Here is a 24,921-nt window from a genome sequence, read left to right as displayed (position 1 = left end):
CATCTTTTTGTCGAGAACGAAACTAAAGAGACCGCAGGAAATTCGCCAAAGACGCGCTATTATCCGCCCAATCGTATGCAGACAGGTCGGGCTTGGATTGCCCGGTGAAATCACGGATTTTTCGGACGAAGCTTTTCAGGTCCGCGGTGTCCAATTCGCCTTCATAAAGTGTGACCCAATCACTGCCGACGTCGCCTTGCAGCTCCGGAAAGACGCCGGTCCCCGGGGCAAGGACCGGTCGGTTTCTCGAAAGCGCAAAGATCGCGGCACCACTGTTGGTGATCGCGGAATAGGGAAGAACGACGCCGTTGCTGGCGTCGAGATGCGCTTCAAGGTCGTGTTGCGGCAGCAGGTCGTCGCGTATGTCGAGCGTTATGTCGGGCCTGCTGGCGCATAGCGTTTCGATTTTCGAGACATAAGCCGCGTCCCGGCGCAAACCGGCGATTGTGAGTGTAGCGCCATCGTCACCTAGATCGACCAGACAATGGATCAACCGGTCGACATTCTTGTAAGGGCGCAACTGGCCGAAATTCAAAAGGCGGATGTGGTCGCTATCCGGCGTTGCCGCAGGCCTGGTTTCCATGCTGTCCAGATAGTGCCCGTGCCGTATCGTGTGCAGTTTCGCCTTTGCGTCAGGATAGGCTTTTTCGAACTCTTCGCGCGATGCGTTGGAGAGAAATACGATACCGTCGAGCCTACTCAAGAAGTTGCGCGCCGCCTTGATGTCGACATCGCCGCCATCATGGGGCCGGATATTATGTGCGACCCAGACGAATTTCGTTCCGAAAACGAATTTCATGAAGCGCACCATCGCCATGCGAAAACGGGATTCGAGCGTTGGCTGGGCAAAAAAATATTCGGGCCAGTGCAGTATGACGTAATCCGCTCCGGCAAAGGGAGAAAGCTCCCAATTGAAGTCCTTCAACTTGAAACCGCAGTTCGCAAGCGAATGACTGAACAGATCCACGAATGCATTGTCCCGAGACGTGTTCGGGCGCATGGCGATGACTTGCATGGAGTACGGATCTCCAGTCACTGAAGAAGCAGGAACCTGATCGAATAGGACAGGGCCGCTATCGCGGCAACACCTGCCAGCCAGAGCCCGAAAAACCAGAGCCAGCGCTTCCAGGCCGGCCCAGCCTCGATCCTGCGCGGATCGTGATCGTCGTTCAATGGTATCCTTCTCCCGGGCGCACTTTCCCCCTGAAAACCCAATAGGCATAGGCGGTGTAGGCGAGGATGACCGGCAAGAGCACGGCGGCGCCGACGAGCAGGAACTTCTGGCTGCTCTCGGGCGCGGCCGCCTGCCAGATCGTGACGCTGCGCGGGACGATGTAGGGATAAAGGCCGATTGCAAGGCCAATATAGGACAGCAGAAACAGGACGAGTGCCGCAAGGAACGGTACGCCGTCTCGCGTTCCCCTCAGGCTTGTGAACATAAGGGCTGCGGCGGCCACGACCATAACCGGGACGGGCAGCGTATAAAGCGAGGAGGGATAGGAGAACCAGCGCGTGAAGATCTCCGGGTCGAGTAACGGCGTCCAGATGCTGACGATGCCGATGAAGCAGAGAAGCGCGAGGCCGACATTCCGCGCAATCGTCCTGAAATGCTGCTGCGACGGTCCTTCCGTCTTCCAGATAAGCCACGTCGCGCCGAGAAGTGCATAGCCGGAAACAAGCGCCAGCCCGGTCATGACGGAAAACGGCGAAAGCCAGTCGAACCAGCCGCCGGTATAGGCGCGGCCTTCCACGGGAACGCCCTGGACGACGGCGCCAAGCGCGATGCCCTGCGCGAAGGCGGCGACGAACGAACCCATGAAAAAGGCTGCGTCCCAGCGTGGCCGTGACCGGGCGGAAGACTTGAAGCGGAACTCGAATACGACGCCACGGAAAACGAGACCCATCAGCATGGCGATGATGGGCGCGTAAAGTGCGGGCATCAGGATCGAATAGGCCAGCGGAAAAACCGCGAACAGCCCGCCGCCGCCAAGGATCAGCCAGGTTTCGTTGCCATCCCAGACGGGGGCGATGCTGTTCATCATCAACGTGCGTTCGCTTTCGGTGCGCCCGGCCGGAAAAAGAATGCCGACGCCGAGGTCGAACCCGTCGAGAACCACATAGGCGAAGATCGCAACCGCAATCAGGACGGCCCAGATGAGAGGAAGGTCAATTGCCATCGCATTCACTCCGCTGGCGCGCCGGAGGTTTCCGGCTTGTCTTGCGAAAGGGCTGCCACCGGCGTGATGCCGGCTGTACGGATCGGATGTCCTGCCTCAGGTCCGATGCCTTCCTCGGGCGAATTCCGCATTGAGCGGAGGATGTAGAGAATGCCGATGCCGAAGATGATGCAATAGACGAGGATGAAGACGGCCAGAGACGTGCCGACGGCGGGTGCGGCGACCGGCGAAACGCTGTCGGCCGTTCGCAAAAGGCCATAAACGGTGAAGGGTTGGCGGCCTATCTCCGTTGTGAACCAGCCGGCAAGAACGGCGACGAAGCCGGAAGGGCCCATGACAAGCGCGAACCGGTGCAGGAACCGACTTTCGTAGAGCGCGCCCGTCCACCGCTTCCACAAACTCAAGAAGCCAAGGGCGATCATGAGGAAGCCGATGCCGACCATGATGCGGAAGGTGAAGAAAACCACTGTGGCGTTGGGCCAGTCTTCGCGCGGGAAGTCCTTCAGGCCCGGCACTTTCCCGTCCAGCGAATGAGTCAGGATGAGGCTGCCGAGATCGGGAATCTCGATCTTGTAGAGCGTTTCGGCTTTTTCCATATCCGGAACGCCGAAGAGGATCAGGGGTGCGCGCGTCCGGCTTTCGAAATGGCCTTCCATCGCGGCAATCTTCGCCGGCTGGTGCGCAAGCGTGTTGAGGCCGTGCATGTCTCCGGCAAACGCCTGTATCGGGGCGACGATAGCGGCCATCCACATCGCCATGGAGAACATGACGCGTGCGGCTTCACTCGTCCGGTCGCGCAAAAGATGCCAGGCGCCGACCGCGCCAACCACGAAGGCAGTCGTCAGATAGGCGGCGAGCATCATGTGCACGAAACGGTAGGGGAAGGACGGGTTGAAGACGATCTTGAACCAGTCTTCGGGCACGAATTGCCCGGCTTCGTTGATGCTGTAGCCGGCGGGTGTGTGCATCCAGCTGTTGGCAGAAAGGATCCAGAAGCCGGAGAGCGCGGTTCCGAAGGCGACCAGTGCTGTGGCGGAAAAATGCAGGCGTGGGCCGACCTTGTTCATGCCGAAGAGCATGATGCCGAGAAAACCGGCTTCGAGGAAAAATGCGGTCAGAACCTCATAGCCGATCACCGGGCCGAGCACAGGACCCGTCTTGTCGGAGAAGACCGACCAGTTCGTCCCGAACTGATAGGTCATGACAATGCCCGATACGACGCCCATGCCGAAGGCGACGGCGAAGATTTTCAGCCAATACCGGAAAAGCTTCAGGTAAACGGGCCTGCCGGTCAAAAGCCACAGGCCCTCGAGCACGGCGAGATAGCTGGCCAGCCCGATGGAGAAAGCGGGAAAGATAATGTGAAAGGAGACGGTGAAGGCGAATTGCGCCCGTGCGAGGTCAAGAGCCAATTCGTCCATCGGATCACCTTACCTTTCACACATCCCTGGCAGTCGCGGCGAAACGAGCCGGTAACTGATTGAAGCCGCACCGTCATGACAAGACTATGAAAACATCGGCAGCCTGCACGGGCAAGCCGCCCGGCAAAGCCTGCATGTCTGTGTGCCTGCGGGCTAAATCCAATCGCCTTCGGTTTCGATGTGGATCGTGCGGCCGCAATGCTTGCAGTGAACGGCGTCCGGATCGTGCCGGCTCAATCCGCAGTCGGGGCAGGAGTAGCGGATCTTCTGCGGGCGGAAGATCGTCTGAACGAGGCGCAGGAAAAGCGCGACGCCGAAAATCATGATTACCACGGCAAGCAACCTTCCGAAGCTGTCGGTAAGCGTGATGTCGCCGAAGCCCGTAGTCGTCAGCGTGGTGACAGTGAAATAAAGCGCGTCGAGATAGGTATTGATCGCCGGGTTCTGGCGGCCCTCGGTGACGAAGACGACGGCGGTTACCACGAAAATGAAGACGAGGAGATTGACGCTCGACTGGATGATATCCTCGTTGCGCCGGAAATAGCCGGACATGCCCCTTAGCTCCTTGAGCAGGTGGTAGGAGCGCATGAGGCGGAGCATCCGAGCGACCCGCAGAAAGCCGAGATTGTCGATGAAGGCGGATGCAAACAATGAGAGGATCACCACGAGATCCGTCAAGGCCGTGAATTCGAGGGCGGCTTTCCACGGGCGGTTGGCGATGAAAAGCCTTGCCGCGTAGTCGAAGGCCAGCACCACGGCGATCGTGTAATCCAGCATATGGTTGATTTCTTGAGGATCGAACATCGACGAAACGATGAAATAGCCGATCGTGACGAGGTCGAAACCGAGCAGGGCGAAGCGCCAGCGGCGTGCCGCGACGGAGTGGCCATAGTAGAGGCCGCGCAGCGATTTTCGGAGCCGTTGCAATGTGCTCACGCCTTTGGTGTCATTGTGCGTCGAACGTTCCTTGCTCATGCCGGAACCAAAGCCGAGGCGCTCCGTTTCGTCAATTGATTCTGACGTTAGGTAAAAAATTCCGAGTAATTCGACTTCACGAATAACTGAAAATTACGCGAATTAAGCTCTCATTAATATTTTTTGGAATCCGGCACGAATCGGAACAAAGTTACGCTCGCAAGACTTCGAGAGACCAACTGGATATCAGGCGGTATCATGAGCGGAAATACCGGACAGAAAGCTCAGGCGTCATATCCGATCCTTGATGATTCCGTTCGCTTTGCAGAGCAGCATGTGGGCGAAGTCCTGCACACGCCGGGGGCTGGAGACGGAGAAAATTACCGCTTCATCGTTCGCGCGGCCGGGCGGTTTGGAAACGGCGCCAGAAGCAGCGGCGTCACCGAGGTTACGGCGAATACGCGCCGCGAGGCGGAGTTGAAGCGTCTCCAGGCCGTCGCCTTGCGGGTCGCCGATTACCTGCAGGAACGTATCGAGGCGGAAAGCGCAGTCCCGATCGCGGCCGAATGAATCGGGGCACTGGCTCGACGCGTCAGATGCCGGCGCGCTGCAGCACGGAAATCCAGTTTTTCCAGCAGAGTTTCTCGATCAACTCCTCACCGTAACCTGCCTTGCGGAATGCCTCGACGAGTTTCGGCAGGCCGGCAACATCCTTGATGGCGGCGGGTACGAGACATCCGTCGAAGTCCGAGCCGAGTGCGACGCCATCCTCGCCGAGCCTGCCGATCAGATGATCCATATGACGCACGAGCGTTTCCAACGGCGTATCGGCACGCATTGCCCCGTCTTCTCGCGTGAAGCCGACATGGAAGTTCAGTCCGACGAGACCGCCCGTTTCCGCGATCGCATCAAGCTGCCTGTCGGTCAGATTACGAGGCGAAGGGCTGACCGCATGGGCATTGGAGTGCGATGCGACCAAAGGAGCGTCGCTCAGCTTCGCCACATCCCAAAAGCCTTTTTCGGTAATGTGCGATAGGTCGATCTGAATCTTCAGCCTGTTGCATTCCTTCACGAGCTCCTTGCCGGCGTCCGTAAGCCCCGGCCCGGTGTCGGGTGATGCCGGAAAGGCCATCGGTACCCCGTCGCCGAAAATGTTCTTCCGGCTCCACACGGGCCCGAGCGACCTCAGACCCCGGCCGTGGAACGTCTCCAGTTCGGCAAGGTCCTTGCCGATGGCTTCCGCTCCTTCGATGTGGAGTATCATTGCAAGCCGGCCTGTCCCCATTGCTTCGCGAATCTCCGCGCTCGACCGGCAGATGGAGACGAGGTCCGGTGCCTTTTCGGCGATGCGTTCGGCCTGCCCGAACAGGCGGCTGGTGAACTTGTGCGCGAATTCCTGGGAGATTTCGGCGAAATTGGCGGGATCGGCGGGATTGAACGCCGCTTCTCCGTTTCTGGCGATTCGCGAGGGAACGAACATGGCGAAGAGCCCGCCCGCAAACCCGCCCTTTTTCGCGCGCGGCAGATCGATGTGGTCGAAGGCCGCCTCCTCGAAGAAGGAGCGGTTCTTCGCCGTGCCCTGCTGGAGTTCGAGCTTCAACAGCGTGTCGTTATGCCCGTCGAAAACGGGAACGGGAGCAGGTTGCATCCGGCACTCCGGGCTTGTTGGTTATGGCCTTGAAGGTGCAAATCGCGCGCAGTCTTGCTGTCGCTTGCAGCGCATTGCAAGCCGAAGTTCTCAAACGAGAACGCAGACGGCGCGTTCCACACCCCTGATCTCGGCAAGCCCTCTCAGCCGGCCGGTTGCCGGATAGCCCGGCGTGGAAACCTTCCTGAGATCATCGAGAATCTGGTGCCCGTGGTCGGGCCGGAAGGGGATGAGGGCCCCGCGTCGGCGTTCTTCCAGCACGATTTCCCGAACGACCGATACCATGTCGACGTCGCCGTCAAGGTGGGCTGCTTCATGAAAGCTCTTGCCGTTCCCTTCGCGCTTCGTCGCGCGCAGGTGCAAGAAATGAATGCGCGGGGCGAAGCGGCGGATCATCTCCACGAGATCGTTGTCGGCGCGCACGCCGTAAGAGCCTGTGCACATGGTGAACCCGTTCGACGGACTGTCGGACATCGCAGCGATCGCCTGCATGTCCTCGACCGTCGAGACAATGCGCGGCAGGCCGAAGAGGGCGCGCGGCGGATCGTCAGGGTGAATGGCGAGGACCACACCCGCTTCCTCCGCGGCCGGAAGAACGATCTCAAGGAAGGCGGCAAGGTTTCGCCGCAGGGCGTTCGCGTCGATATCGCGGTAAGCGGCCAGCCGGTCGCGGAAGGTGTCAAGCCGGTAGCTTTCCTCCGATCCGGGCAAACCTGCGATGATGTTCGCCGTAAGTCTGGCAATCTCTTCTTCGGGCATGGCTTCGAAAACCGCCTGGACCCGCTCGCGCTCGCGATCGGAATAATCGGCCTCCGCGCCCGGACGTTTCAGGATGTGAAGGTCGAAGGCTGCATAACGCTCATGATCGAAGCGCAGGCAGCGCGCGCCGTCGGGAAGTTCGTGATCGAGTTCCGTCCGCGTCCAGTCGATGACTGGCATGAAGTTGTAGCAGACGCAGGCAATGCCGGCCCGCGCGACGTTTTTCACGCTTTGCGCCCAGGCGTCCGCGCGCGATTTCCAGGCCGGGGCCGCCGTCTTGATATCCTCATGGACGGGAATGCTTTCCACGACCGACCATTCGAGGCCCGCATCCTGGATCAGCGCCTTGCGCTCGACGATCGCCTCGAAAGGCCAGACTTCGCCGTTCGGGATGTCGTGCAAGGCTGTGACGACGCCGCTCGCTCCGGCCTGTCGGATATCGGCCAGGGAAACAGGATCGTCGGGGCCGAACCAGCGCCAGGTCTGCAGCATGGGATATATCCGGGTGTCGTTCGTGTATGGGGCTCGGTTTCAGTCAAGCGGTGGGCGCGCGGCCTGTTTCGATTTCATAGGGAAAATGCGCCTCCGGACCGTCTTACGGAAGGCTTAGCATATCGACCCGCTTGATGCAGTCGGCAGTTGAGCGGCCGGCGCGTTTAACCGCATTCATTGCCTGACATGTGTCGCGCTTTTGTGCGACAAACGTGCGCTCCGGCCATTCCATCCCGTTCGAAACGTAGTGAGATGCCCATGATCCGATCAGCCGAACCGGCAGTTCTTCGCCCGAACTATGATCGCGAAAGGCTCAAACCTCGCATCCTGCATATCGGTTTCGGCGCCTTTGCGCGCGCGCATCTTCTGGTTTACGTCGACGAAGTTTTGCGCAAGACGGACGGGGATTGGGGCGTATGTGCCGTGCGGCTCAATTCGGGCGCCGAAGAACTCACCGCGCTCGATTCTGCCGATCATCTCTATACGGTCGCGGAAGTGGACGACGGCGGTATCACGGCGCGCTCTGTCGGGGCGGTTGTGGCGACCTGCCACCCGAAGCGGGACGGTGCCGATGCGCTTTTTGCGCGGTTCGAGGATCCGGACCTTTCGATCATCTCGCTTACGATCACCGAAAAGGGATATTGCCAAAAAGACGGTGAACTCGACCTTGATCACAAGGGTATTCAGGCCGATCTCGCCACGCCGGAGGGGCCGGGCACCGCGATAGGCTACCTTGTCGAAGGCCTACGCCGGCGCAAGGAGAAAGGATTGGGCGGGGTCACGCTCCTTTCCTGCGATAATCTGCCGAACAACGGTGCCGTTTGCCGAAACGTGGTTCTGGCGTTCGCGCAAAGGCGCGACCCCGGTCTCGTGCGCTGGATTTCCGAAAACGTCAGCTTCCCCTCGGCGATGGTGGACCGCATCGTGCCGGCGCTTGACGATGAAGGCCGCGCCGTCTTGCGCAGCGTCCTTGAGGGCAAGGACGATCCGAACGGAATCGTTTGCGAGCCGTTTCGCCAATGGGTGATTGAGGATGAATTCGCCGCCGGTCGGCCGGATTTCGATCTCGCGGGTGCGCAACTTACCGACGATGTTCGCCCGTTTGAGGAAATGAAACTCAGAATGCTGAACGGCAGCCATTCGTTCATCGCCTATCTGGGCGCATTGGCCGGACACGAAACCGTTTCGGCCTGCATGAACGACGCGTCTTTCCGCGCGGCCACCTTCGGTTTGATGATGAAGGAGCAGGCGCCGACGCTATCCATGCCGGAGGGTGTCGATCTCGATGCCTATGCAAGAGCGCTGATCGCGCGCTTTTCCAACAGCCGCCTGAAACACCGTACGACGCAGATTGCGTCGGACGGCAGCCAGAAGTTACCGCAAAGGATGCTTGAGTCCGTGCGTTATCATATGCGAACGGGTGGTGACTGGCCGCGCCTTGCGCTCGGCATCGCCGGCTGGATGGCCTATTGCCGGGGGAAGGATGATCACGGCAATCCGCTCCCGCTGAACGATCCGATGGCCGAAAAGCTCGCCGATATTGCAATGACGACGGAGGACGGTGTCGAATACGTGCGTGAAGTCCTGGAGCGTAGCGGTGTCTTTACGCCGATGCTTTCGGAGGATACGGGCTTTCGCACCCGCATTGCCGCGGCTTACCGTTCGCTCCGCGAAAACGGCGCGCGCGGCGCTGTTGGCGCGCTGTCGTCCGACTGACATCTTGAAGGACCGATTGCCATGCAGCCCTTTCTTGGCTCTGATTTTCTGCTGAGGAGCGAAGCCTCGCGCCGCCTTTATCATGATGTTGCGGCTAAGCTGCCAATCGTCGACTTTCACAACCACCTTAATCCGGCGCAGATCGCCACCGATACCAGGTGGGATACGCTCGGGCGCATCTGGCTCGAAGGCGACCACTACAAATGGCGGGCCATGCGTTGGGCGGGCATCGACGAGCGGCGCATCACGGGTGATGCGGATTTCCGCGAAAAATTCGACGCCTTCGCCGAGACCATGCCGCAGTGTCTGGGAAATCCGCTTTACCACTGGTCGCATCTGGAGCTTTACCGGTATTTCGGCCTCGATGGCCTGATCTTTTCGCCGAAGACGGCGGATGAAGCCTGGCACACGGCCAACGCCAAGCTGGCGGAGCCGGAGAACGGCGCGCGCGGGCTGCTTCGGCGAATGAAGGTCGAATTTGTCGGTACGACGGATGACCCTTGCGACACGCTGGAGCACCATCAGGCATTGGCAAAGGTCGAGGACCTCGGCTTCCGAGTCGTGCCGAGCTTCCGGCCGGACAAGGCCTTCAAAATCGATCAGGAAGGGTTTGCGGAATATCTGGAGCGCTTGTCCGCGGCAAGCGGCGTGCGCATTGCAACTTTCGACGATCTCCTGGAAGCATTGACGAAGCGTCTCGATGCGTTCGTCGCGCTTGGGTGCCGAGCCTCCGACCATGGCCTCGACATTTTGCACATCACCGATGATCTGGCGAAGGGTGATCCGAATGCGGTCCTGCAAAAGCGGCTGTCCGGTGCCACGCTCGACGAGGAAGACATAGCCGTATTCCAGACCGCCGTGCTTGTCGCGCTCGGGCGGGCCTATGCGGCGCGCGATCTTGTCATGCAGTTGCACATCGGCGCGATCCGCAACAACAGTTCCCGGATATTGGCGGCCGTCGGCCCGGATTCCGGCGGCGATTCAATCGCCGACAGGCCAATCGCCGAGCCACTGAACCGGCTCCTCGATCATCTCGACCGGACCGGCGAGCTTCCGCGCACGATTCTCTATTGCCTTGATCCGTCGAAGAATGAAATCGTCGCGACGGCCGCCGGTAACTTCCAGGACGGTTCGGTGCCCGGCAAGGTGCAGGCGGGTGCAGGCTGGTGGTTCAACGACCAGCTTGACGGGATGGAACGGCAGATGGTGCAGCTTGCGCAGATGGGGCTTTTGTCGCGTTTCGTCGGCATGTTGACCGACAGCCGCTCGTTCCTGTCTTTCCCGCGGCACGAGTATTTCCGCAGGCTCCTGTGCCGGATGGTCGGCAACTGGATGGAGGAAGGGCATATTCCGCCGGATTTCGAACTTGCCGGCGGCCTTGTCCGCGATGTCTGCTACACGAACGCGAAGCGCTGGTTTCTCGATTGAGGCGTTGAAGAAGAAAGCCGGCTCAACCGATCAATTCACGCACGCGTGCCCGCAGCTCGGGCAGGATCTCTTCCTCGAAGAAAGGGTTCTGCTTGAACCAGCGCTGGTTGCGCGGGCTCGGGTGCGGCAGCGGCAGGATATCGGGCCAGAACGCGCGCCAGTTCGCCACGGTTTCGGTCAGCGACTTCGAGCGGCGGCTGCCGAAGTGCCAATCCTGGGCATACTGGCCGATGACGATGGTCAACTCGACTTTTTCGAGGTTTTCGAGAAGTTTCTCCCGCCAGGCGGGCGCACATTCGCCACGCGGTGGCAGGTCGCCGTTCTTCGACGTGCCGGGAAAGCAAAAGCCCATCGGCAACACGGCTATCTTGCTCGCATCGTAAAACGTATCCCGGTCGACGCCAAGCCAATCGCGCAGTCGGTCGCCCGACGCGTCGTCAAAGGGAATCCCGCGCTCATGCGCCTTTCTTCCCGGGGCTTGCCCGGCGATCAGGATGCGCGCTTCGGTGCCAGCCTGCAGGATCGGCTTCGCGCCAAGCGGCAGTCCTTCGCAAATCGTGCAGGCTCGCACGCTCGCAAGCAGATTGTCCAGACCGGAGCATTTCGAAGGATCGGCAGGCATCGATACTCCTAAACATCAAGACGCAAGCACAAGGCGCATTCAAAAAGAAATTTCCGCCGGGATTCCGGCGGAAATTCTAATTTAGCCAGGCAAACGGCTTTCGTTACTGAGCGGCGAAGCCGTTATGAATCACTTCGATCTTGTTGCCGAAGGGGTCGCGCACGTAGCCGGTGTAGACATTGGGGATCGGGTAGGCCTCGCGCGGTCCAGGAGCGCCTTCGTCCGAGCCGCCATTGGCGAGTGCTGCGTTATATGCGGCATCCACCGCCGCCTGCGAGGGAGCCACAAGGCCGATGTGCGTGCCGTTGCCGCCCGTGGGAGCGCCACCGTCGAAAGGCAGAAGCAGAAGGAATTCGACGCGCGTGGTGCCGTAAGCGGCGAAGCCGTCGCCGGCGGCGAGGCAGTTCGCTCCGATGGCTTCCATGACGGCGTCGTAGAACTTGCGGCCGGCTTCGATGCTCGGCACGCCGACGCTGAGGTGATCGACGATGGACATTGGCAGTTGGCTCCTTTGGTTCTCGGCTATTACCCCGTCAATTCGGGGTAACCGTGATTTCCGCCTTCATGTGCGGGTGGAAAGCGCAAAAGTAGTTCGACGTCCCGATCTCGCTGAATTCGATCCGGGCCGACTGGTTCTTGGCAAGCTCACCGGTATCCCAGAGGTAGTCGCTTTCCTCTGTCGCCGTGTGAGGCGCGATATCCTTGTTGACGAATTCCACCATGTCACCTCGCTTTATCGTGAGGTTGGCGGGTGCGAATTCGAACTTCTCGATGAAGACCTGATGGGTTTCGCCGGCGAACGCAGCGGAACATGTCAGCATCAAGGAGAAAGCGGCGCCCGAGAGGGCGCCGCCGATTTTGCCGGAGCGAGGCATATTACGAACCGCAGTGCAGGCCGTTCACCATGTTCTCGGCGTGCTTCTCGTGCGCCTTGAAGGTGACGAGAGCATCTTCCAGCAGGGCCTTCAGCGGCTCGACCGTCGCCCACGGGATGAACTTGCCTTCGACGGTCTGGTTGACGATCTGGTGGTAGCCCAGCTCGTTCTGCGCATAGGCGCAATCGAAAGCCTTGCCCGAAAGCTTCACGAATTCGGCGCGCTTCTCGGCGGCACCCTTGACGAGAGCCTGGCTCAGGCCGTTGTCCTGCGGCGTGACGTTGAGCTTCTGGATCAGCGCGCCGGCTTCCTGGTTCACCGCGGAGTGGTCGCGGATCATGACGTTGGCGAATTCGCGGACGGAATCGTTCTCGCTGAGCGCCAGCGCGAGGTGGGCGTAACGAATGTCGAGACCGCCGGCGGTGTAGGCGGTGTGAGCGATTTCGAGGTCGTTCATCTTCTCTTCGGCGAAAGCCGGAGCGGTGAAGGAGGCGGCGACGACCGCGGCGGCGGCGGCGATTTTGATGAGCTTCATTGCTATGGTTCTCTCTCTGTGTCCTGAGTTTCTTCCCGGACGCCCGCCAGCTGAGGGCTTTTGTTCTTGTCGCTACGCTCGCCGGGCTGATGTTCGAGGTATCTTGACTGTCCTCTCACCTTCAGACCGGCTGTTCGTCTTGCCGGCGTCCGATGGAGGGGAGAATGCTCAAGTCGGGACGATCTATCAATTACCGCCGCTTAGTCTGAGAGTTTACGCAAAGCCATTGGGACGGTACGCAAAGTCCATCCGGATTTTATGCAATGTTGCGGCGGTATTCGGTGGGCGGAAGGCCGAATTTTCCCGAAAATGCGCGGCTGAACGCGGCAGGAGACTGATAGCCCGTCTGAATCGCCACCTGCTGGACGGAGCAGCGGCAGTCGTCCAGCAACGAGAGGGCTTTCTGAAGCCGCCAATCGGACAGATAGGCCATCGGGCCGGTGCCCATGAGCTCGCTGAAACGCTCGGCGAAACGGCTGCGCGACATGCCGACCTCGCTCGCAAGGCTTTCGACAGTCCACGGTTCGGCCGGCCTTGAATGGATAAGCTGCAGCGCTCTGCCGATGTGGCGGTCGCGGAAGGCGGAAAGCACCATCTGCAATTCCTCGCTCTGGCCGATTCCGACGCGCAAAAGTTCGATGAAGACGATTTCCGACAGGCGGGTGACGGCCGCGGTCGACCCCATCTCTTCGGAAAAGACGCGCTGGACGACCAGGCGCAGCATTTCGTCGAGCCAGGGTTCGCGTGCGCGCACCGAGGCCGATGTGACAAGATGGTCCGGAAGGGCGCGCAGGATCGGGTGGTCGGCGCCATTGCGGAAGGTGTAATGGCCGCAAACCATTTGCGTCGTGGCGTTAGGATCGCCCTCGCCCACGACCAGAACGCCGTCGCCCCGATATCCCACATCCTTCAGGACGGTCTCGAGTTCGGGTGCCGTGTCGCAGGCTGAATCGGCCAGCACATGCTGGCGCCCGCGCGGGATCAGCACCAGATCTCCGGGGCCGAGGTCGACCGCGCTTCTGTCCGGAAACTGGACGTGGCAATGGCCCTGAACGACGAGATGAAAGCGCGCGGCCTGGTTCAGATCCGGCACGGTGACGGACCAGGGATTGGAAAAATCGGTGCGGAAATAAAGCGCACCTTTCAGGTTGAGGGTGTCTAAAATATCATTCAGAACGTCCATTCTCGCCTCCCGTTATATGCTTTCTAATCCTTCCGGATCGGACGATGTGCAAAGAATATTGTATTTAACGGCCTTCAACCACGAGATTTCGAAGCGCTCTCAAGATCGTGACCGCCCAATGAACGAAGGGTCCCGCCGCGAAATCCTGAACCGTATCCGTAATTGCCGCGTAAGGTGAAAAGGTGGGTCAACAGAATTCCGGGAAGGCCAAAAAAGGTGTCCGAGAAATCCGGCGAGGCCGAAAGCCGCGATGTCGATTTCCCGCCCGGCGGCATCGCCGTCGTCATCGGCGCGGGCGGCGGGATCGGTTCCGCGGTCGCGAAAATTTTGCGCAACGACCTTCGCTTTGCGCAGGTGGTCTCGCTCGGCCGGTCAACTTCGCCGGCCATCGACGTAACCCGTGAGGATACGATAGCCGCTGCCGCCGGGGATATCTCGAGCCTGGCGGGAGATGTGCGGCTTGTGTTCGATGCCACCGGGATCCTGCATTCCGAAACGGTCAGCCCGGAGAAGAGTTGGCGCGACCTCGGCATGACACGGATGGCAGAGGTTTTCGCCGTCAACGCCTTCGGCCCCGCACTCCTGATGAAGCATTTTCTGCCGCTTCTGCCGGGCGAGGGAAAATCGGTCTTCGCGACGCTTTCGGCCAGGGTCGGCAGCATCGGCGACAACGGCTACGGCGGCTGGTACAGCTACCGCGCCTCGAAAGCGGCGCTCAACCAGTTCGTCAGGACGGCGGCGATCGAACTGGCACGGCGGCGCAAGGGCGCGGTCTGCGTCGCGCTGCATCCGGGAACGGTGGACACGAGGCTTTCCGAACCGTTTTCCAAATCAGGCCTCGACGTGAGACCGCCGCAAGAGGCCGCCCGGGACCTGCTCCGCGTGATCGACGGGCTGACGGCGGGGCAAACAGGCGGCTTCTTCGACCACAGGGGCGAGGAGATACCGTGGTGAGTGAAAACGCGATCCGCATTCGCGGCGGGAATGGGCCGGATGCCGCCAGGGTTTCCGTATTCTATGACGGCGCCTGCCCGCTCTGCCGCCGCGAAATCGGCTTTTACAGGAGATGCGAGGGATCGGAGGCGGTCGAATTCGTCGACATCTCGAAAGGAGCGGGCGGCGAGGCCGCGCCAGGCCTTTCGCGAGACGAGGCCATGCGGCGATTTCACGTGCGCGGGGCGGACGGAAAGATCGTCTCGGGCGGCATGGCGTTCGTAGAGCTTTGGAAGGCGCTGCCCGGTTTTCGCCAACTGGGACGCCTGTTGAGCCTATGGCCATTCCCCGTTCTGCTTGAGGGCGCATACCGCGCGTTTCTCGTCCTGCGCCCCGCGCTTCAAAGGCTTGCGCGCGACTGAGCCGCACTTCGATGGCCGCGCGCCACGGGCCGGCCATCACCGATCTTTGATGCGGCCGGATATGCCCGCCCTCCGCAACGGCCTTATAGTGAGGAACGGATGGCGGAGGAATTCATGCGGACAGATGTCTGGGCCGCCATGGACGGATTGGCGTGCACCACACCACCTCATATGCTGCGGCAGGCCGAAGCAATCCTGCGTGCGGAAGAGATTTTCGCGCCGACTTTTGCCGATTTCGAAGCGATACGCCCCGTTTTCTCCAATGCCGGTATCGAAAAACGACACCTGGCGATGCCTCTGGAATGGTATCTTGAACCGCGCGACTGGTCTGAGCGCACGGATGCCTATCTGACGGCCGCAACGGAGCTGTTCGTTCGCGCAAGCCGCGAGGCGCTTGACAAGGCGCGGGTAACGGCCGGAGAGGTCGATGCCGTCGTGACGGTAAGTTCGACCGGCATCGCGACCCCTTCTCTGGAGGCGCGGGCGGCCGCCGACCTCGGCTTGCGGGGCGATATCCTGCGCGTTCCGGTCTTCGGGCTCGGCTGCGCGGGCGGTGTCAGCGGACTGGGGCTCGCGAGCCGGCTTGCGAGCGGCGAACAGGGCCTGACCGTGCTGGTCGTCATCGTCGAGCTTTGCTCCATCGCCTTTCGAAGCGACAAGCCGACCAAGGCCAACATCGTGGCGACCGCGCTTTTCGGCGACGGAGCCGCAGCGGCGGTGATCCGGCCGCAATCCGCGCGCTCGCCCACCCTCGTCGGGCCCGGCACCCAGCATATGTGGCCGGACACGCTTGCCATCATGGGCTGGAACGTCGATCCGGGCGGGTTCGAGGTCGTCTTCGATCGCGCCATTCCACCGTTCGCGCGGCGGAACATGCGAAAGGCGGTGGAGGGATTTCACGACCGCCTGTCGATCGAGCCGGGGGAGGTGGCGAGATATCTGTTCCACCCCGGCGGAGAAAAGGTGATCCAGGCGATCGAGGCGGCGATGGAGCTTGAGGCAGCAAGCCTCGACCACGAGCGGGAGATCCTGCGCGACTTCGGCAATATGTCTGCCCCGACGGCGCTGTTCGTGCTGGAGCGTGCGCTCCGCTCCGGCGAGGACGGGCTTTCGCTGCTCACCGCGCTCGGTCCCGGGTTCACGGCCTCCTGCGTGCCGGTTTTGAGCCGGTGATGACGGCTGCGGCGGCATTACTCGCCTTCGTTACGCTGCAGCGTCTGGGCGAGCTTCTGCTTGCGCGCAGAAACACGAAACGCCTGATCGAAAGGGGCGGTGTGGAGGTGTCGCCCGGACATTATCCGCTGATCGTCGCGCTGCACGCCGCATGGCTTGCCGGATTGTGGATCCTGGCGTGGCAGGCGGAGGTCAGGGTATTCTGGCTGGCGGTTTTCGTGCTCCTTCAGCTTTTGCGCATCTGGATCATCGCGACGCTCGGCGAGCGCTGGACGACGCGGATCGTGATAATGCCGGGAGCGCCCCTGATCGCCGCCGGCCCCTACCGTTTCCTGAAACACCCGAATTATGTTGTGGTTGCGCTGGAAATCGCCGTGCTGCCGCTCACCTTCGGCCTTGCGGCCTATGCGCTTGTCTTTTCCGTCCTCAACGCGGGCGTTCTTTTCATACGCATCCGGGCGGAAGAGGCGGCGCTGAATAACGCGGGGACCAGACCCTAAACCCAACCGGCATGCAAATATGTGCGGCAAGGCAAATAGCAGTGCTAGCTTGCCGTTGGGTTATCCCATACAATCCGCCCATGTCAGCAGAGCGTATGAACCGGCGCCTCGCGGCCATCCTCCTTGCGGATGTGGTCGGCTATTCAAGGATGATGAGCGCCGATGAAAACGGCACGCTTGCCGCCCTCAAGCACCACCGCGAAGCGATTTTCGATCCGGCAGTGACCGCGAACAACGGTCGCGTGGTGAAGCTCATGGGCGACGGGACGCTGGTCGAATTTTCAAGCGTCGTCGACGCCGTGAATTGCGCGCTTTCCATCCAGCGGGCGATCAAGGCGCAGACAAGCGCGGCGGGCGGCGGCATAACCCTGCGGATCGGCGTGAACCTCGGCGACATCGTCATCGACGGCGGGGAGATCTATGGCGACGGCGTAAATCTGGCCGCGCGCCTGGAACCGCTCGCCGATCCGGGCGGCATTTGCATCACCTCCATCGTCAACGAGAGCATCGGCGCGCGTGTCGACGCCGTCTTTCACGACGCCGGCGAAGTGCATGTGAAGAATATCGGCAGGCCGGTGAGGGTGTGGAAATGGCACCCGGACATGGATGCGGGCGATTATGAAGCGCCGGCCCCGCAGCCAGAAACGGCGGGCGCGAAGGCGGATATGCCCTCGGTCGCCGTTCTTCCCTTCGACAATATGTCCGGCGATCCCGAGCAGGAATATTTCACCGACGGTATTTCGGAAGACATCATCACCGATCTTTCCAAGGTCGGCAGTCTTCTGGTGATCGCCCGCAACTCAAGCTTCGCCTACAAGGGCAGATCCGTCGACATTCGCGAAGTGGGCCGGGAACTTGGCGTGAGTTCCGTCCTGGAAGGATCGATCCGCCGCGCGGGAAACCGGGTCAGGATAAACGCCCAGCTTATCGATGCGCGTTCGGGCGGGCACCTTTGGGCGGATCGCTTCGACAGGGAACTGACCGACATCTTCGAGGTGCAGGACGAGGTGACGCGCCGGATCGTCGATGCGCTGAAGGTGACGCTGACGCCGGCGGAAGAAGCGCTGATCGCCGACAACACGGCGACGAACGTCGAGGCGCACGATCTCTTCCTGCATGCGAGAGGACTGCTTTCGGGGTCCAAGACCCGTGCGACATTCGAAGAAGCGATACCGCTACTCAAACAGGCAATCGAACTCGACCCCGACTACGGCGAACCCTACGCGGGCCTTGCGCTGGCCTATGTTTTCGACTTCCAGAACCGATGGACGGACGATCCGGACCGTTCGCTCGACATGGCGCTCAACTACGTCGACAAGGCGATCGAGAAGGCGCCGAACGACCCCTACGGCCACCATATCGCAGCGATCGTCGCGGCATTTCACAGGGACTACGAGCGCAACTGGAGGGAAATCGAAACGGCGCTCGAAGTGAGCCCGAACTATGCTGCGGCCCTTGCCTCCAAAGGGGCTGCGCTGACGTTCAGCGGCAAGCCGGAAGAAGCGCTGCCCATTCTCTATCGCGCGATGCGCCTCGACCCGCAAGGGGCGGAGCAATATCTGCATTTTATCGGGCTGGCGCACCTCTTGAGCGGAAACTTCGAAACATCGGCGGCGGAGTTCCGCGAACGGATCAGGCTTGTGCCCGACACGGACTTCTCGCGCGTCTATCTCGCCTCCGCGCTGGCTTACCAGGGCGAACTGGACGAGGCCCGCGAAGCCTGGCGCGAAATGGAAGAGATCAACCCGAATTATTCCTTCGAGGCGCATATGAGCCGCGCACCCTTCCGCCGCCAGACGGAAATCGATTTCATCCGCGATGGCTTGCGCAAGGCGGGGTTGGTTTAGCGGATACGCGGCTTTGGAGTTTTGGTGGACCTCGAATGGGGTGCCGGGTCAAGGTCACTGCTGCCCGGTTGCGATATCTCCGGCAGCTCTTAGCACGAGACCCGCCCCACCCTCCACCGTCACCCTCCCGCCTCCGAGCGGGGGCCCAATCACGGTTCAACATGCAAGGGCGATAGTGATTTCAAAGGATCGCTGCCGAGAACCAATTGATATACCGACGCATTTGGCGAGGTGGATTAGGGCCCGGCTCTGCGGAGCAGCATTGCATGCTGCGCCGCGTCTGGGATGGGGCAGACGCAATGCCAACTTCCGATACCTTGGGGTTTCGATTCAAAATTGCGGGCATCGCAAACCGTATCCTGTCCAGAGGGACAGGCGTGATGCGGCAGCGGTGACGGGCCGCTCGCCCATGCGCAGCTTCCCGCGAAAGGCCATCGTTTTGGCAGCATAAATAGCTTTCGTTTCTCACTAAGAGTAAGCTTTCCCGGTAGGGAGGGCTTCAATGGAACGAAAGCTCGCCGTCATTCTTGCCGCCGACATCGCCGGGTACAGCCGCCTCGTCGCCGCCGACGAGGAAGGCACGCTTACGACGCTCAATGCCTACCGCCCGGTGATCGGCGACCTCGTGAGCGAACACGGCGGGCGCATTTTCGGCACCGCCGGCGACGGGCTGGTCGCCGAATTCCCAAGCGCGGTACAGGGCGTGCGCGCCGCCGTCATGATCCAGCGCGCGCTGCGCCGCCGCAACGCGGATTTTCCCCCCGACCGGCGGCTGGAATTCCGCATCGGCCTTCACCTCGGAGACGTGGTGGTGGAGGGCAGCGATCTTCTCGGCGACGGCGTGAACGTCGCAGCCCGCCTGCAGGAGGTGGCGCAGCCCGGCGGCATCTGTATTTCCGGGGCGCTGCGCGAGCAGATCGAGGGAAAGCTCGACTTTCCGCTCACGAACCTGGGCGAGCGAAGCCTGAAGAACCTGCCCCGGCCGGTTTCCGTGCACGGGGTGGGATGGCAACTGCCCGACCCGGCCGCGAGCGGAGCGCTGGGCGGGCCGCTTTCGATGCCGGACAAACCCTCGATCGCCGTTCTTCCCTTCCTAAACCTCTCCGGCGACCCGGAGCAGGAGTTTTTCGCCGACGGCGTCGTGGAGGACATTATCACCGCGCTTTCGCATTACCGCTGGTTCTTCGTCATCGCGCGGAACTCGAGCTTCGCCTACAAGGGACAGTCGTTGGACGTGAAGCAGATCGCCCGCGAGCTTGGCGTGCGTTATGTGCTGGAGGGAAGCGTGCGCAAGGCGGGCGGGCGCGTGCGCGTTGCGGGACAGCTGATCGATGCCGAAACCGGCGCCCATCTGTGGGCGGAGCGATATGACCGCGATCTCGCCGATATTTTCGCCATCCAGGACGAATTGACCCAGAATGTGGTCGCGGCAATCGAGCCCGAAATCCTGATGGGCGAGGGGCGCCGGGCGCTGGCAAAGCCGACCGGCAACCTCGACGCCTACGAATGCTGCATGCGCGGCATGTGGCACCATCTTCTCGCAACCGCCGAAGACGTCACCGAGGCGATCGGCTGGTACGAGCGCGCGCTCAAGCTTGCCCCCGACCTCGGCCGCGCCCACATGGGGCTGGCGCGATCGCTCTGGGCGCGCTGCGTCTTCGGCTGGAGCGACGATATCGAGCGCGACCGGGCCGCCATGTGTGCCGCCGCCGAGCGGGCGCTGGCGCTCGACAACCGCGACCCTTACGCACGCTACGTGGTGTTCGGCTGCCATATGATCCACGGCCGCCTGGAGCAGGCGCTTGCGGAGGCGCAGCGGGCGATCGACCTTAACCCGAACTTCGCCGTGGGGTTCATGGCGCTCGGGTGGGTGCGCGTCTTCCTAGGCCATTTCAGCGAGGCGCTGGAGCCGCTTCATACCGCGTTGCGGCTGAGCCCGCACGACCCGATGGCCTATATGTTCCTCAGCCGCATCGCGCAGGCGCACTACCACCTCGGCAACTACGAGGAAGCGGTGTATCACGCCGAGCGCGCGCTATCGCTGCGCCGGCTTCCCTTTATCCTCATCCTGCTTACGGCCAGCCTCGGGCAGCTCGGCAGGATCGAAGAGGCGCGCGCCACCCTTTCCGAAGCGGTTGCGAACGAGCCGGCGGACGCAGCGCTCTACCGGGAAGTCAGCCACCCCTACGCCGACCCGCGCCACCGCGAACAGCTCTACGAGGGACTGCGCAAGGCGGGGTTCTCGGGCGCTCTTTGAGCGGGAAACGGCGAACCCCGGCGCCGGCTCGCGCCGGTTTGCTAACCCGTTTATGAGGACCGTCCTCTGAGGGCAGGTGTCAGGCGTCGAAGTTCCAGATGTCGCGGTGGAGTTTCCAGCCCTCGTCCGTCTTGCGCCAGATCACGACGTATTTGCCCTGAAGCTCGGTATCTCCCAAGGAGCCGCTGAGCGTTCCGACCTCCGTCGCGGTGTCGCCGAAGTCCTGCACTTCCACCGTATTGAGGGCGACATTGGCAAGGCCCGCGTCTATCGCGGCCTGCCAAACCTCCTGAACGCCCGACCGGCCGTCGACGCGTGGTGCGCCGGGGGCCATCACCGCGCAGTCGCTCGTATAAAGAGCAGCGACCCCGCCCGCGTTTTTCGAATTCAGGGCCGTGGTGAATTCAGTGCTGAGTTTCGCAATCTCATCGCCAAAGGACATCAGACAACCTTTCCCGATTCAATGGTTTCCGTCGGTAAAAATGATGCTCGTGAAGCGCGGATTGGCGCTTGTCGAGGATAGGGCATTAATAGTTCCGGCGCATCCGGATTCAGGTAAGACACGTTTGACGCAGGGTTTTTTTCAGAAATACACGGAAAAGCAGGCAGGCGAGTGTGGTTTTAATGGGTTTGATCTCAGGTAATATCGCCAGTTACGCGGCCAGGGTCGACCGAAAGGACCTTCACGGGCCGGGTAACGCCTTTGACTTCGCGTTCTCCAAGATCGTCGAAATCGACCGCCAGGGTGCATTCGGCGACCAGCCTGCCGGCTGCCAGGATCTGGCCGTGCTCCGCATCGCCGCACAGGCGTGCCGAAAGGTTCACCACGCTGCCGACCGCCGTATAGTCGAACTGCCCTTCGCTGCCGACAAGGCCAAGCGTCGCGTAACCCGACGCAAGGCCGATGCCGACGCCAAGGGAAAAGCCGAGTTCATTCCACGTCCCGCATGCCCGCATCAACTCGCGGCGAAGCGCTAGCGCGAGCCTCACCGCCTCATCCGCCGGGTTTTCGACCGGCAGGGGGTCGTTCAGCACCACCATAAGGCTGTCGCCGGCGCGATTGGTGATCGTTCCGTTGTATTCGCTGACGATCCTGCCGGCGAGGCTGTGGAAGGTCTCGAGTACCTCCATCACCTCCTCGGGTTCGGCGGTTTCGGAAAAGCCGGTGAAGCCCCTCAGGTCGCAAAAGAGCGAGGCGATCTTCCGCCGGTGGCTGGAAAGCAGTTTCTCGTTCGCCTCATCCAGCACAAGGTCTGCGACCTGACCGGGGAGAAAACGGCGCAGCATCGAATACCGCTCAAGTTCGCGCACCTGCGCGTCCACCCGGCTTTGCAGCGAACGGTTCATCTCGGCAAGTTCGTCGGAAAGCGACCTGGTCTTTTCGATCAGCCGCGTGTTTTCCAGCGCGACCACGCTGTGATCGGCGAAACGCTTCAACAGGGCGACGTCGTATTCGGCAAACGGCTTCACCTCCCGCCGGTAGATCGTGAAGGCGCCGAGAAGCTTCCCCGAGGCAACCATAGGCACGGCCAGGAAACTTCTCGCTCCGCCCAACTCCACCGTTGCCGCCCTCAAGGGTTCGCGGCTTTCGTAAATGTCCTCTCCCGCGACATCCTCGATATTGACGGGAATTCTCGAGCGCTCGATGCGGCCGAGGCCCGTACCGGGATCGACCCGAAACCACCCCGCCTCATGCAGGAAGGCCGCGAAAGCGTCCGGGACCCCCTTCATGTGGCCGGCGTGGAAACCCTCGTCGGGAGAATAGAGATAAAGGATGCCAAGCTGGGCGCCGCAAAGATCGAGAGCGCCATCGAGGATGGCTTGCATCGACGCATCCACATCGCCTGCCGAGTCGGCGATAATTTCGATGATGCGGCCCAACGCCTTTTCCGCTGCTTCGGCGTCGCGCAGCCTTTGTTCGAGGTCTGTCGGCTCGGCTCGGTTTTTCGGTTTCCCGGGAATGGTCGTCTCCTCGCCCAAGGATGCATCCAGCCATATTACTATGGACGAGTGACGCAGCGTCGGTAAGGTAAAATTCAACCCGCGCTTTCTACCCTGGCCGGAAAGCGCGCCTTTTCAGCCCGCGACGGATATGCGTCGAGGGCAATTATCCGCCAAAAAGGCCGGAACGCGATGAAACCCATGTTGCCCGTGCGCGAGATATTCAACTGCTACCGCCGGGCATTTGGCCTCATCCGGCCGTTTCTGGTCGCGCATCTCCTGATCCGCCTGGCCGTGCTTGCGATTGTCGTTCCGCTCGCGGGCCTGGCACTTTCGGCTGCGATCGCCATGCAGGGGCAGGCCGCGCTGACCGATCAGGACATCGCCTGGTTCCTGTTCACGCCCGCAGGCGCTGCCGCCGCGCTGATCGTCGCCTGCCTGACGATCGCAGCCGCCATCCTCGATATCGCGATCATGACCGGCATCATCCGGAGGGGCGAACACAGCACGAGAGGGGTGATCGCGCTCGGCCTCGGCTTGATATTCCGGCGTTCGGCCGCGCTATTCGGCTTCGTGGCCCGGCTGATCCTGCGCGTTCTCGCGATCTCGTTTCCGTTCCTTGCTGCGGCCGGCATGACAGCCCTTGTCACGCTCGGCCAATACGACATCAACTATTATCTCACCTATTGGCCGGCCGATTTCGTGCTGGGTGCGAGCGTTATCGCCACAATCCTGCTGGCGCTGGCGCTCACGCTCGTCTGGCAGCTTTCCGGCTGGGCGATATCGCTTCACCTCCTGTTCCTCAAAAACGTGCCGCCGGGCAATGCCTTCCGGCGAAGTGCGCAGCGGCTTGCGGGACACAAGGGGCGGCTGATCGCGGCGCTTGTTTGCTGGGGCCTGATGCGCGCGGCGCTGGGCCTTTCCATCGCGGCCGTTGCCGGCGTTCTGATCAATCTCATTCCCGGTGCTCTTGGCGGCAACCTTCGCATGGCTGCTAGCGCCACAATCGCGATCCTGACGGGACTGGCGATCGCCAACGCCGGATTGTCGGCCGCCTCGAACGGCGCGCTCGCCGATCTCCTGAACCGCGTCTACGTTCGCGTGACGGCAGGCGAAACGGAACGGGCCGTCGATGCCGATGCTTTCGCGAACGGGTGCGCATCTGTTGCCCCTGTTCCGGGCATCGCCATTCTGGCGGGTCTCGCCGCCGTCGTCGCGGGCGGGATTTACCTTTCCGGCGACCTGCTTGAGGAAATCGGCGCGGAGCGCACCGTCGAGGTCATCGCCCATCGCGGCGCCGCCGCCACCCGCCCGGAAAACACGATGGCGGCGGTGGAAAAGGCGCTGGAAGACCGCGCCGACTGGGTTGAAATCGACGTCCAGGAAACCGCCGACGACGAGGTGGTCGTCGCCCACGACAGCGACTTCATGAAGCTTGCCGGCGTGGGCCTGAACGTGTGGAACGCCACGACGGCGGACCTGGGCGAAATCGACATCGGAAGCTGGTTCGATCCGGCCTATTCCGGGGAACGAACGCCAAGCCTGCGGCAGGTGCTTCTGGCCGCGAAGGGGCGCGGCAAGGTCATCATCGAGCTCAAATACTACGGCCATGACGTGGATCTTGAAGGGCGTGTCGTTCGCATCGTGGAGGAAACCGCGATGGCGGACGACATCGCCGTCATGTCGCTGAAGTACGACGGCATCAGGAAAATGCGGATGCTGCGGCCCGACTGGCGCTACGGCGTTCTTGCGGCAACGGCAATCGGGAATCCTGCAGCCCTTGAGGCGGATTTCCTGGCCTTGAACACGGGGCAGATTTCGCTTGGCCTCATCAGGCGGGCGCATGACGAGGGCAAGCAGGTTTACGCCTGGACGGTCGACGATCCGTTGACGATGTCGCGCATGATCTCCATGGGGGTGGACGGGCTGATCACCAACAGGCCCGCGCTTGCAAGGCAGGTCATGGAAACGCGCAACGGGCTGACGGCCTACGAGCGGCTGGCGCTGTGGCTTTCCGACCGCTTCCGGATCGGCGGTTTCGACCTCGTCGCCGAGGAAACCGACGCGTAGCGGCAGT

General features: G+C 61.7%; 24 protein-coding genes. 10 read left to right on the top strand and 14 right to left on the bottom strand.

Features of this window, described 5'->3' with window-relative positions:
• Positions 1 to 22: 22 nt before the first annotated feature.
• The 5 genes from HPQ64_RS01280 to HPQ64_RS01260 form a co-directional block, all read right to left on the bottom strand.
• Positions 23 to 1,015, bottom strand: a complete 993-nt coding sequence (locus HPQ64_RS01280; RefSeq protein WP_172886588.1) for a glycosyltransferase family protein — start codon at positions 1,013 to 1,015, stop codon at positions 23 to 25.
• A gap of 17 nt (positions 1,016 to 1,032) precedes the next feature.
• Positions 1,033 to 1,173, bottom strand: a complete 141-nt coding sequence (locus HPQ64_RS01275; RefSeq protein WP_172886369.1) for a DUF2474 domain-containing protein — start codon at positions 1,171 to 1,173, stop codon at positions 1,033 to 1,035.
• Positions 1,170 to 2,177 carry a cytochrome d ubiquinol oxidase subunit II gene (cydB, locus tag HPQ64_RS01270; protein WP_172886587.1) on the bottom strand — a complete coding sequence of 336 codons (1,008 nt, stop codon included), beginning with the start codon at positions 2,175 to 2,177 and terminating at the stop codon, positions 1,170 to 1,172. The genes HPQ64_RS01275 and cydB overlap by 4 nt, the downstream gene beginning before the upstream one ends.
• A 5-nt stretch (positions 2,178 to 2,182) precedes the next feature.
• Positions 2,183 to 3,598, bottom strand: a complete 1,416-nt coding sequence (locus tag HPQ64_RS01265; protein WP_172886586.1) for a cytochrome ubiquinol oxidase subunit I — start codon at positions 3,596 to 3,598, stop codon at positions 2,183 to 2,185.
• A gap of 153 nt (positions 3,599 to 3,751) precedes the next feature.
• On the bottom strand, positions 3,752 to 4,573 hold the full coding sequence (locus HPQ64_RS01260; protein WP_172886585.1) for a potassium channel family protein: 822 nt from the start codon (positions 4,571 to 4,573) through the stop codon (positions 3,752 to 3,754).
• Between the two features lie 198 nt (positions 4,574 to 4,771).
• On the opposite strand from HPQ64_RS01260, the gene HPQ64_RS01255 reads away from it, so the two are divergent.
• Positions 4,772 to 5,083: a hypothetical protein gene (locus tag HPQ64_RS01255; RefSeq protein WP_172886584.1), complete on the top strand. Its 312-nt coding sequence runs from the start codon at positions 4,772 to 4,774 to the stop codon at positions 5,081 to 5,083.
• Positions 5,084 to 5,105: 22 nt separating this feature from the next.
• Here HPQ64_RS01255 and HPQ64_RS01250 read toward each other — a convergent pair whose 3' ends face one another.
• The gene (locus tag HPQ64_RS01250; RefSeq protein WP_172886583.1) at positions 5,106 to 6,161 is read right to left on the bottom strand and encodes a dipeptidase; all 1,056 of its coding nucleotides are present in this window, start codon (positions 6,159 to 6,161) and stop codon (positions 5,106 to 5,108) included.
• A 90-nt stretch (positions 6,162 to 6,251) separates the two neighbouring features.
• A complete protein-coding gene (gene uxuA, locus HPQ64_RS01245; RefSeq protein ID WP_172886582.1) occupies positions 6,252 to 7,412 on the bottom strand; it encodes a mannonate dehydratase in 1,161 nt (386 codons plus the stop codon).
• Positions 7,413 to 7,670: 258 nt separating this feature from the next.
• Between uxuA and HPQ64_RS01240 the strand changes: the two genes are divergently transcribed.
• Positions 7,671 to 9,128, top strand: a complete 1,458-nt coding sequence (locus HPQ64_RS01240) for a mannitol dehydrogenase family protein (RefSeq protein ID WP_210260043.1) — start codon at positions 7,671 to 7,673, stop codon at positions 9,126 to 9,128.
• Between the two features lie 21 nt (positions 9,129 to 9,149).
• On the top strand, positions 9,150 to 10,556 hold the full coding sequence (gene uxaC / locus HPQ64_RS01235) for a glucuronate isomerase (protein ID WP_172886580.1): 1,407 nt from the start codon (positions 9,150 to 9,152) through the stop codon (positions 10,554 to 10,556).
• 22 nt (positions 10,557 to 10,578) lie between these two features.
• Here uxaC and HPQ64_RS01230 read toward each other — a convergent pair whose 3' ends face one another.
• The 5 genes from HPQ64_RS01230 to HPQ64_RS01210 form a co-directional block, all read right to left on the bottom strand.
• Positions 10,579 to 11,178 (bottom strand): uracil-DNA glycosylase family protein, encoded by a 600-nt coding sequence (locus tag HPQ64_RS01230; RefSeq protein WP_172886579.1) that lies wholly within the window; start codon positions 11,176 to 11,178, stop codon positions 10,579 to 10,581.
• A 103-nt stretch (positions 11,179 to 11,281) separates the two neighbouring features.
• A complete protein-coding gene (locus HPQ64_RS01225; RefSeq protein ID WP_172886578.1) occupies positions 11,282 to 11,674 on the bottom strand; it encodes a VOC family protein in 393 nt (130 codons plus the stop codon).
• A 37-nt stretch (positions 11,675 to 11,711) separates the two neighbouring features.
• Positions 11,712 to 12,053 (bottom strand): cupredoxin domain-containing protein, encoded by a 342-nt coding sequence (locus tag HPQ64_RS01220; RefSeq protein WP_343035887.1) that lies wholly within the window; start codon positions 12,051 to 12,053, stop codon positions 11,712 to 11,714.
• A gap of 1 nt (position 12,054) precedes the next feature.
• On the bottom strand, positions 12,055 to 12,588 hold the full coding sequence (locus HPQ64_RS01215) for a DUF4142 domain-containing protein (protein ID WP_172886576.1): 534 nt from the start codon (positions 12,586 to 12,588) through the stop codon (positions 12,055 to 12,057).
• A 256-nt stretch (positions 12,589 to 12,844) separates the two neighbouring features.
• Positions 12,845 to 13,771, bottom strand: a complete 927-nt coding sequence (locus tag HPQ64_RS01210) for an AraC family transcriptional regulator (RefSeq protein ID WP_172886575.1) — start codon at positions 13,769 to 13,771, stop codon at positions 12,845 to 12,847.
• A 216-nt stretch (positions 13,772 to 13,987) separates the two neighbouring features.
• On the opposite strand from HPQ64_RS01210, the gene HPQ64_RS01205 reads away from it, so the two are divergent.
• From HPQ64_RS01205 to HPQ64_RS01180, 6 genes are all read left to right on the top strand, one after another.
• A complete protein-coding gene (locus tag HPQ64_RS01205) occupies positions 13,988 to 14,725 on the top strand; it encodes an SDR family NAD(P)-dependent oxidoreductase (protein WP_172886574.1) in 738 nt (245 codons plus the stop codon).
• Positions 14,722 to 15,126 (top strand): thiol-disulfide oxidoreductase DCC family protein, encoded by a 405-nt coding sequence (locus tag HPQ64_RS01200; protein WP_343035886.1) that lies wholly within the window; start codon positions 14,722 to 14,724, stop codon positions 15,124 to 15,126. The genes HPQ64_RS01205 and HPQ64_RS01200 overlap by 4 nt, the downstream gene beginning before the upstream one ends.
• A 114-nt stretch (positions 15,127 to 15,240) precedes the next feature.
• The gene (locus tag HPQ64_RS01195) at positions 15,241 to 16,299 is read left to right on the top strand and encodes a type III polyketide synthase (protein ID WP_210260041.1); all 1,059 of its coding nucleotides are present in this window, start codon (positions 15,241 to 15,243) and stop codon (positions 16,297 to 16,299) included.
• Positions 16,299 to 16,799: an isoprenylcysteine carboxyl methyltransferase family protein gene (locus HPQ64_RS01190; protein ID WP_172886573.1), complete on the top strand. Its 501-nt coding sequence runs from the start codon at positions 16,299 to 16,301 to the stop codon at positions 16,797 to 16,799. The genes HPQ64_RS01195 and HPQ64_RS01190 overlap by 1 nt, the downstream gene beginning before the upstream one ends.
• A 95-nt stretch (positions 16,800 to 16,894) precedes the next feature.
• Positions 16,895 to 18,646 (top strand): adenylate/guanylate cyclase domain-containing protein, encoded by a 1,752-nt coding sequence (locus HPQ64_RS01185; RefSeq protein ID WP_172886572.1) that lies wholly within the window; start codon positions 16,895 to 16,897, stop codon positions 18,644 to 18,646.
• Positions 18,647 to 19,148: 502 nt separating this feature from the next.
• Positions 19,149 to 20,903, top strand: a complete 1,755-nt coding sequence (locus HPQ64_RS01180) for an adenylate/guanylate cyclase domain-containing protein (protein WP_172886571.1) — start codon at positions 19,149 to 19,151, stop codon at positions 20,901 to 20,903.
• A gap of 79 nt (positions 20,904 to 20,982) precedes the next feature.
• On the opposite strand, the gene HPQ64_RS01175 is transcribed toward HPQ64_RS01180, so the two are convergent.
• Both HPQ64_RS01175 and HPQ64_RS01170 read right to left on the bottom strand, forming a co-directional pair.
• Positions 20,983 to 21,345: a YybH family protein gene (locus tag HPQ64_RS01175; RefSeq protein WP_172886570.1), complete on the bottom strand. Its 363-nt coding sequence runs from the start codon at positions 21,343 to 21,345 to the stop codon at positions 20,983 to 20,985.
• Positions 21,346 to 21,539: 194 nt separating this feature from the next.
• A complete protein-coding gene (locus HPQ64_RS01170) occupies positions 21,540 to 22,883 on the bottom strand; it encodes an adenylate/guanylate cyclase domain-containing protein (protein WP_172886569.1) in 1,344 nt (447 codons plus the stop codon).
• Between the two features lie 153 nt (positions 22,884 to 23,036).
• On the opposite strand from HPQ64_RS01170, the gene HPQ64_RS01165 reads away from it, so the two are divergent.
• The gene (locus tag HPQ64_RS01165) at positions 23,037 to 24,914 is read left to right on the top strand and encodes a glycerophosphodiester phosphodiesterase (protein ID WP_210260040.1); all 1,878 of its coding nucleotides are present in this window, start codon (positions 23,037 to 23,039) and stop codon (positions 24,912 to 24,914) included.
• Positions 24,915 to 24,921: the final 7 nt, after the last annotated feature.

The organism is Hongsoonwoonella zoysiae (genome assembly GCF_013266695.1).
Taxonomy (GTDB): domain Bacteria; phylum Pseudomonadota; class Alphaproteobacteria; order Rhizobiales; family Stappiaceae; genus Hongsoonwoonella; species Hongsoonwoonella zoysiae.
Note: the sequence above shows the minus strand (reverse complement) of the source record. Positions and strands in the feature narration are given on the sequence as shown.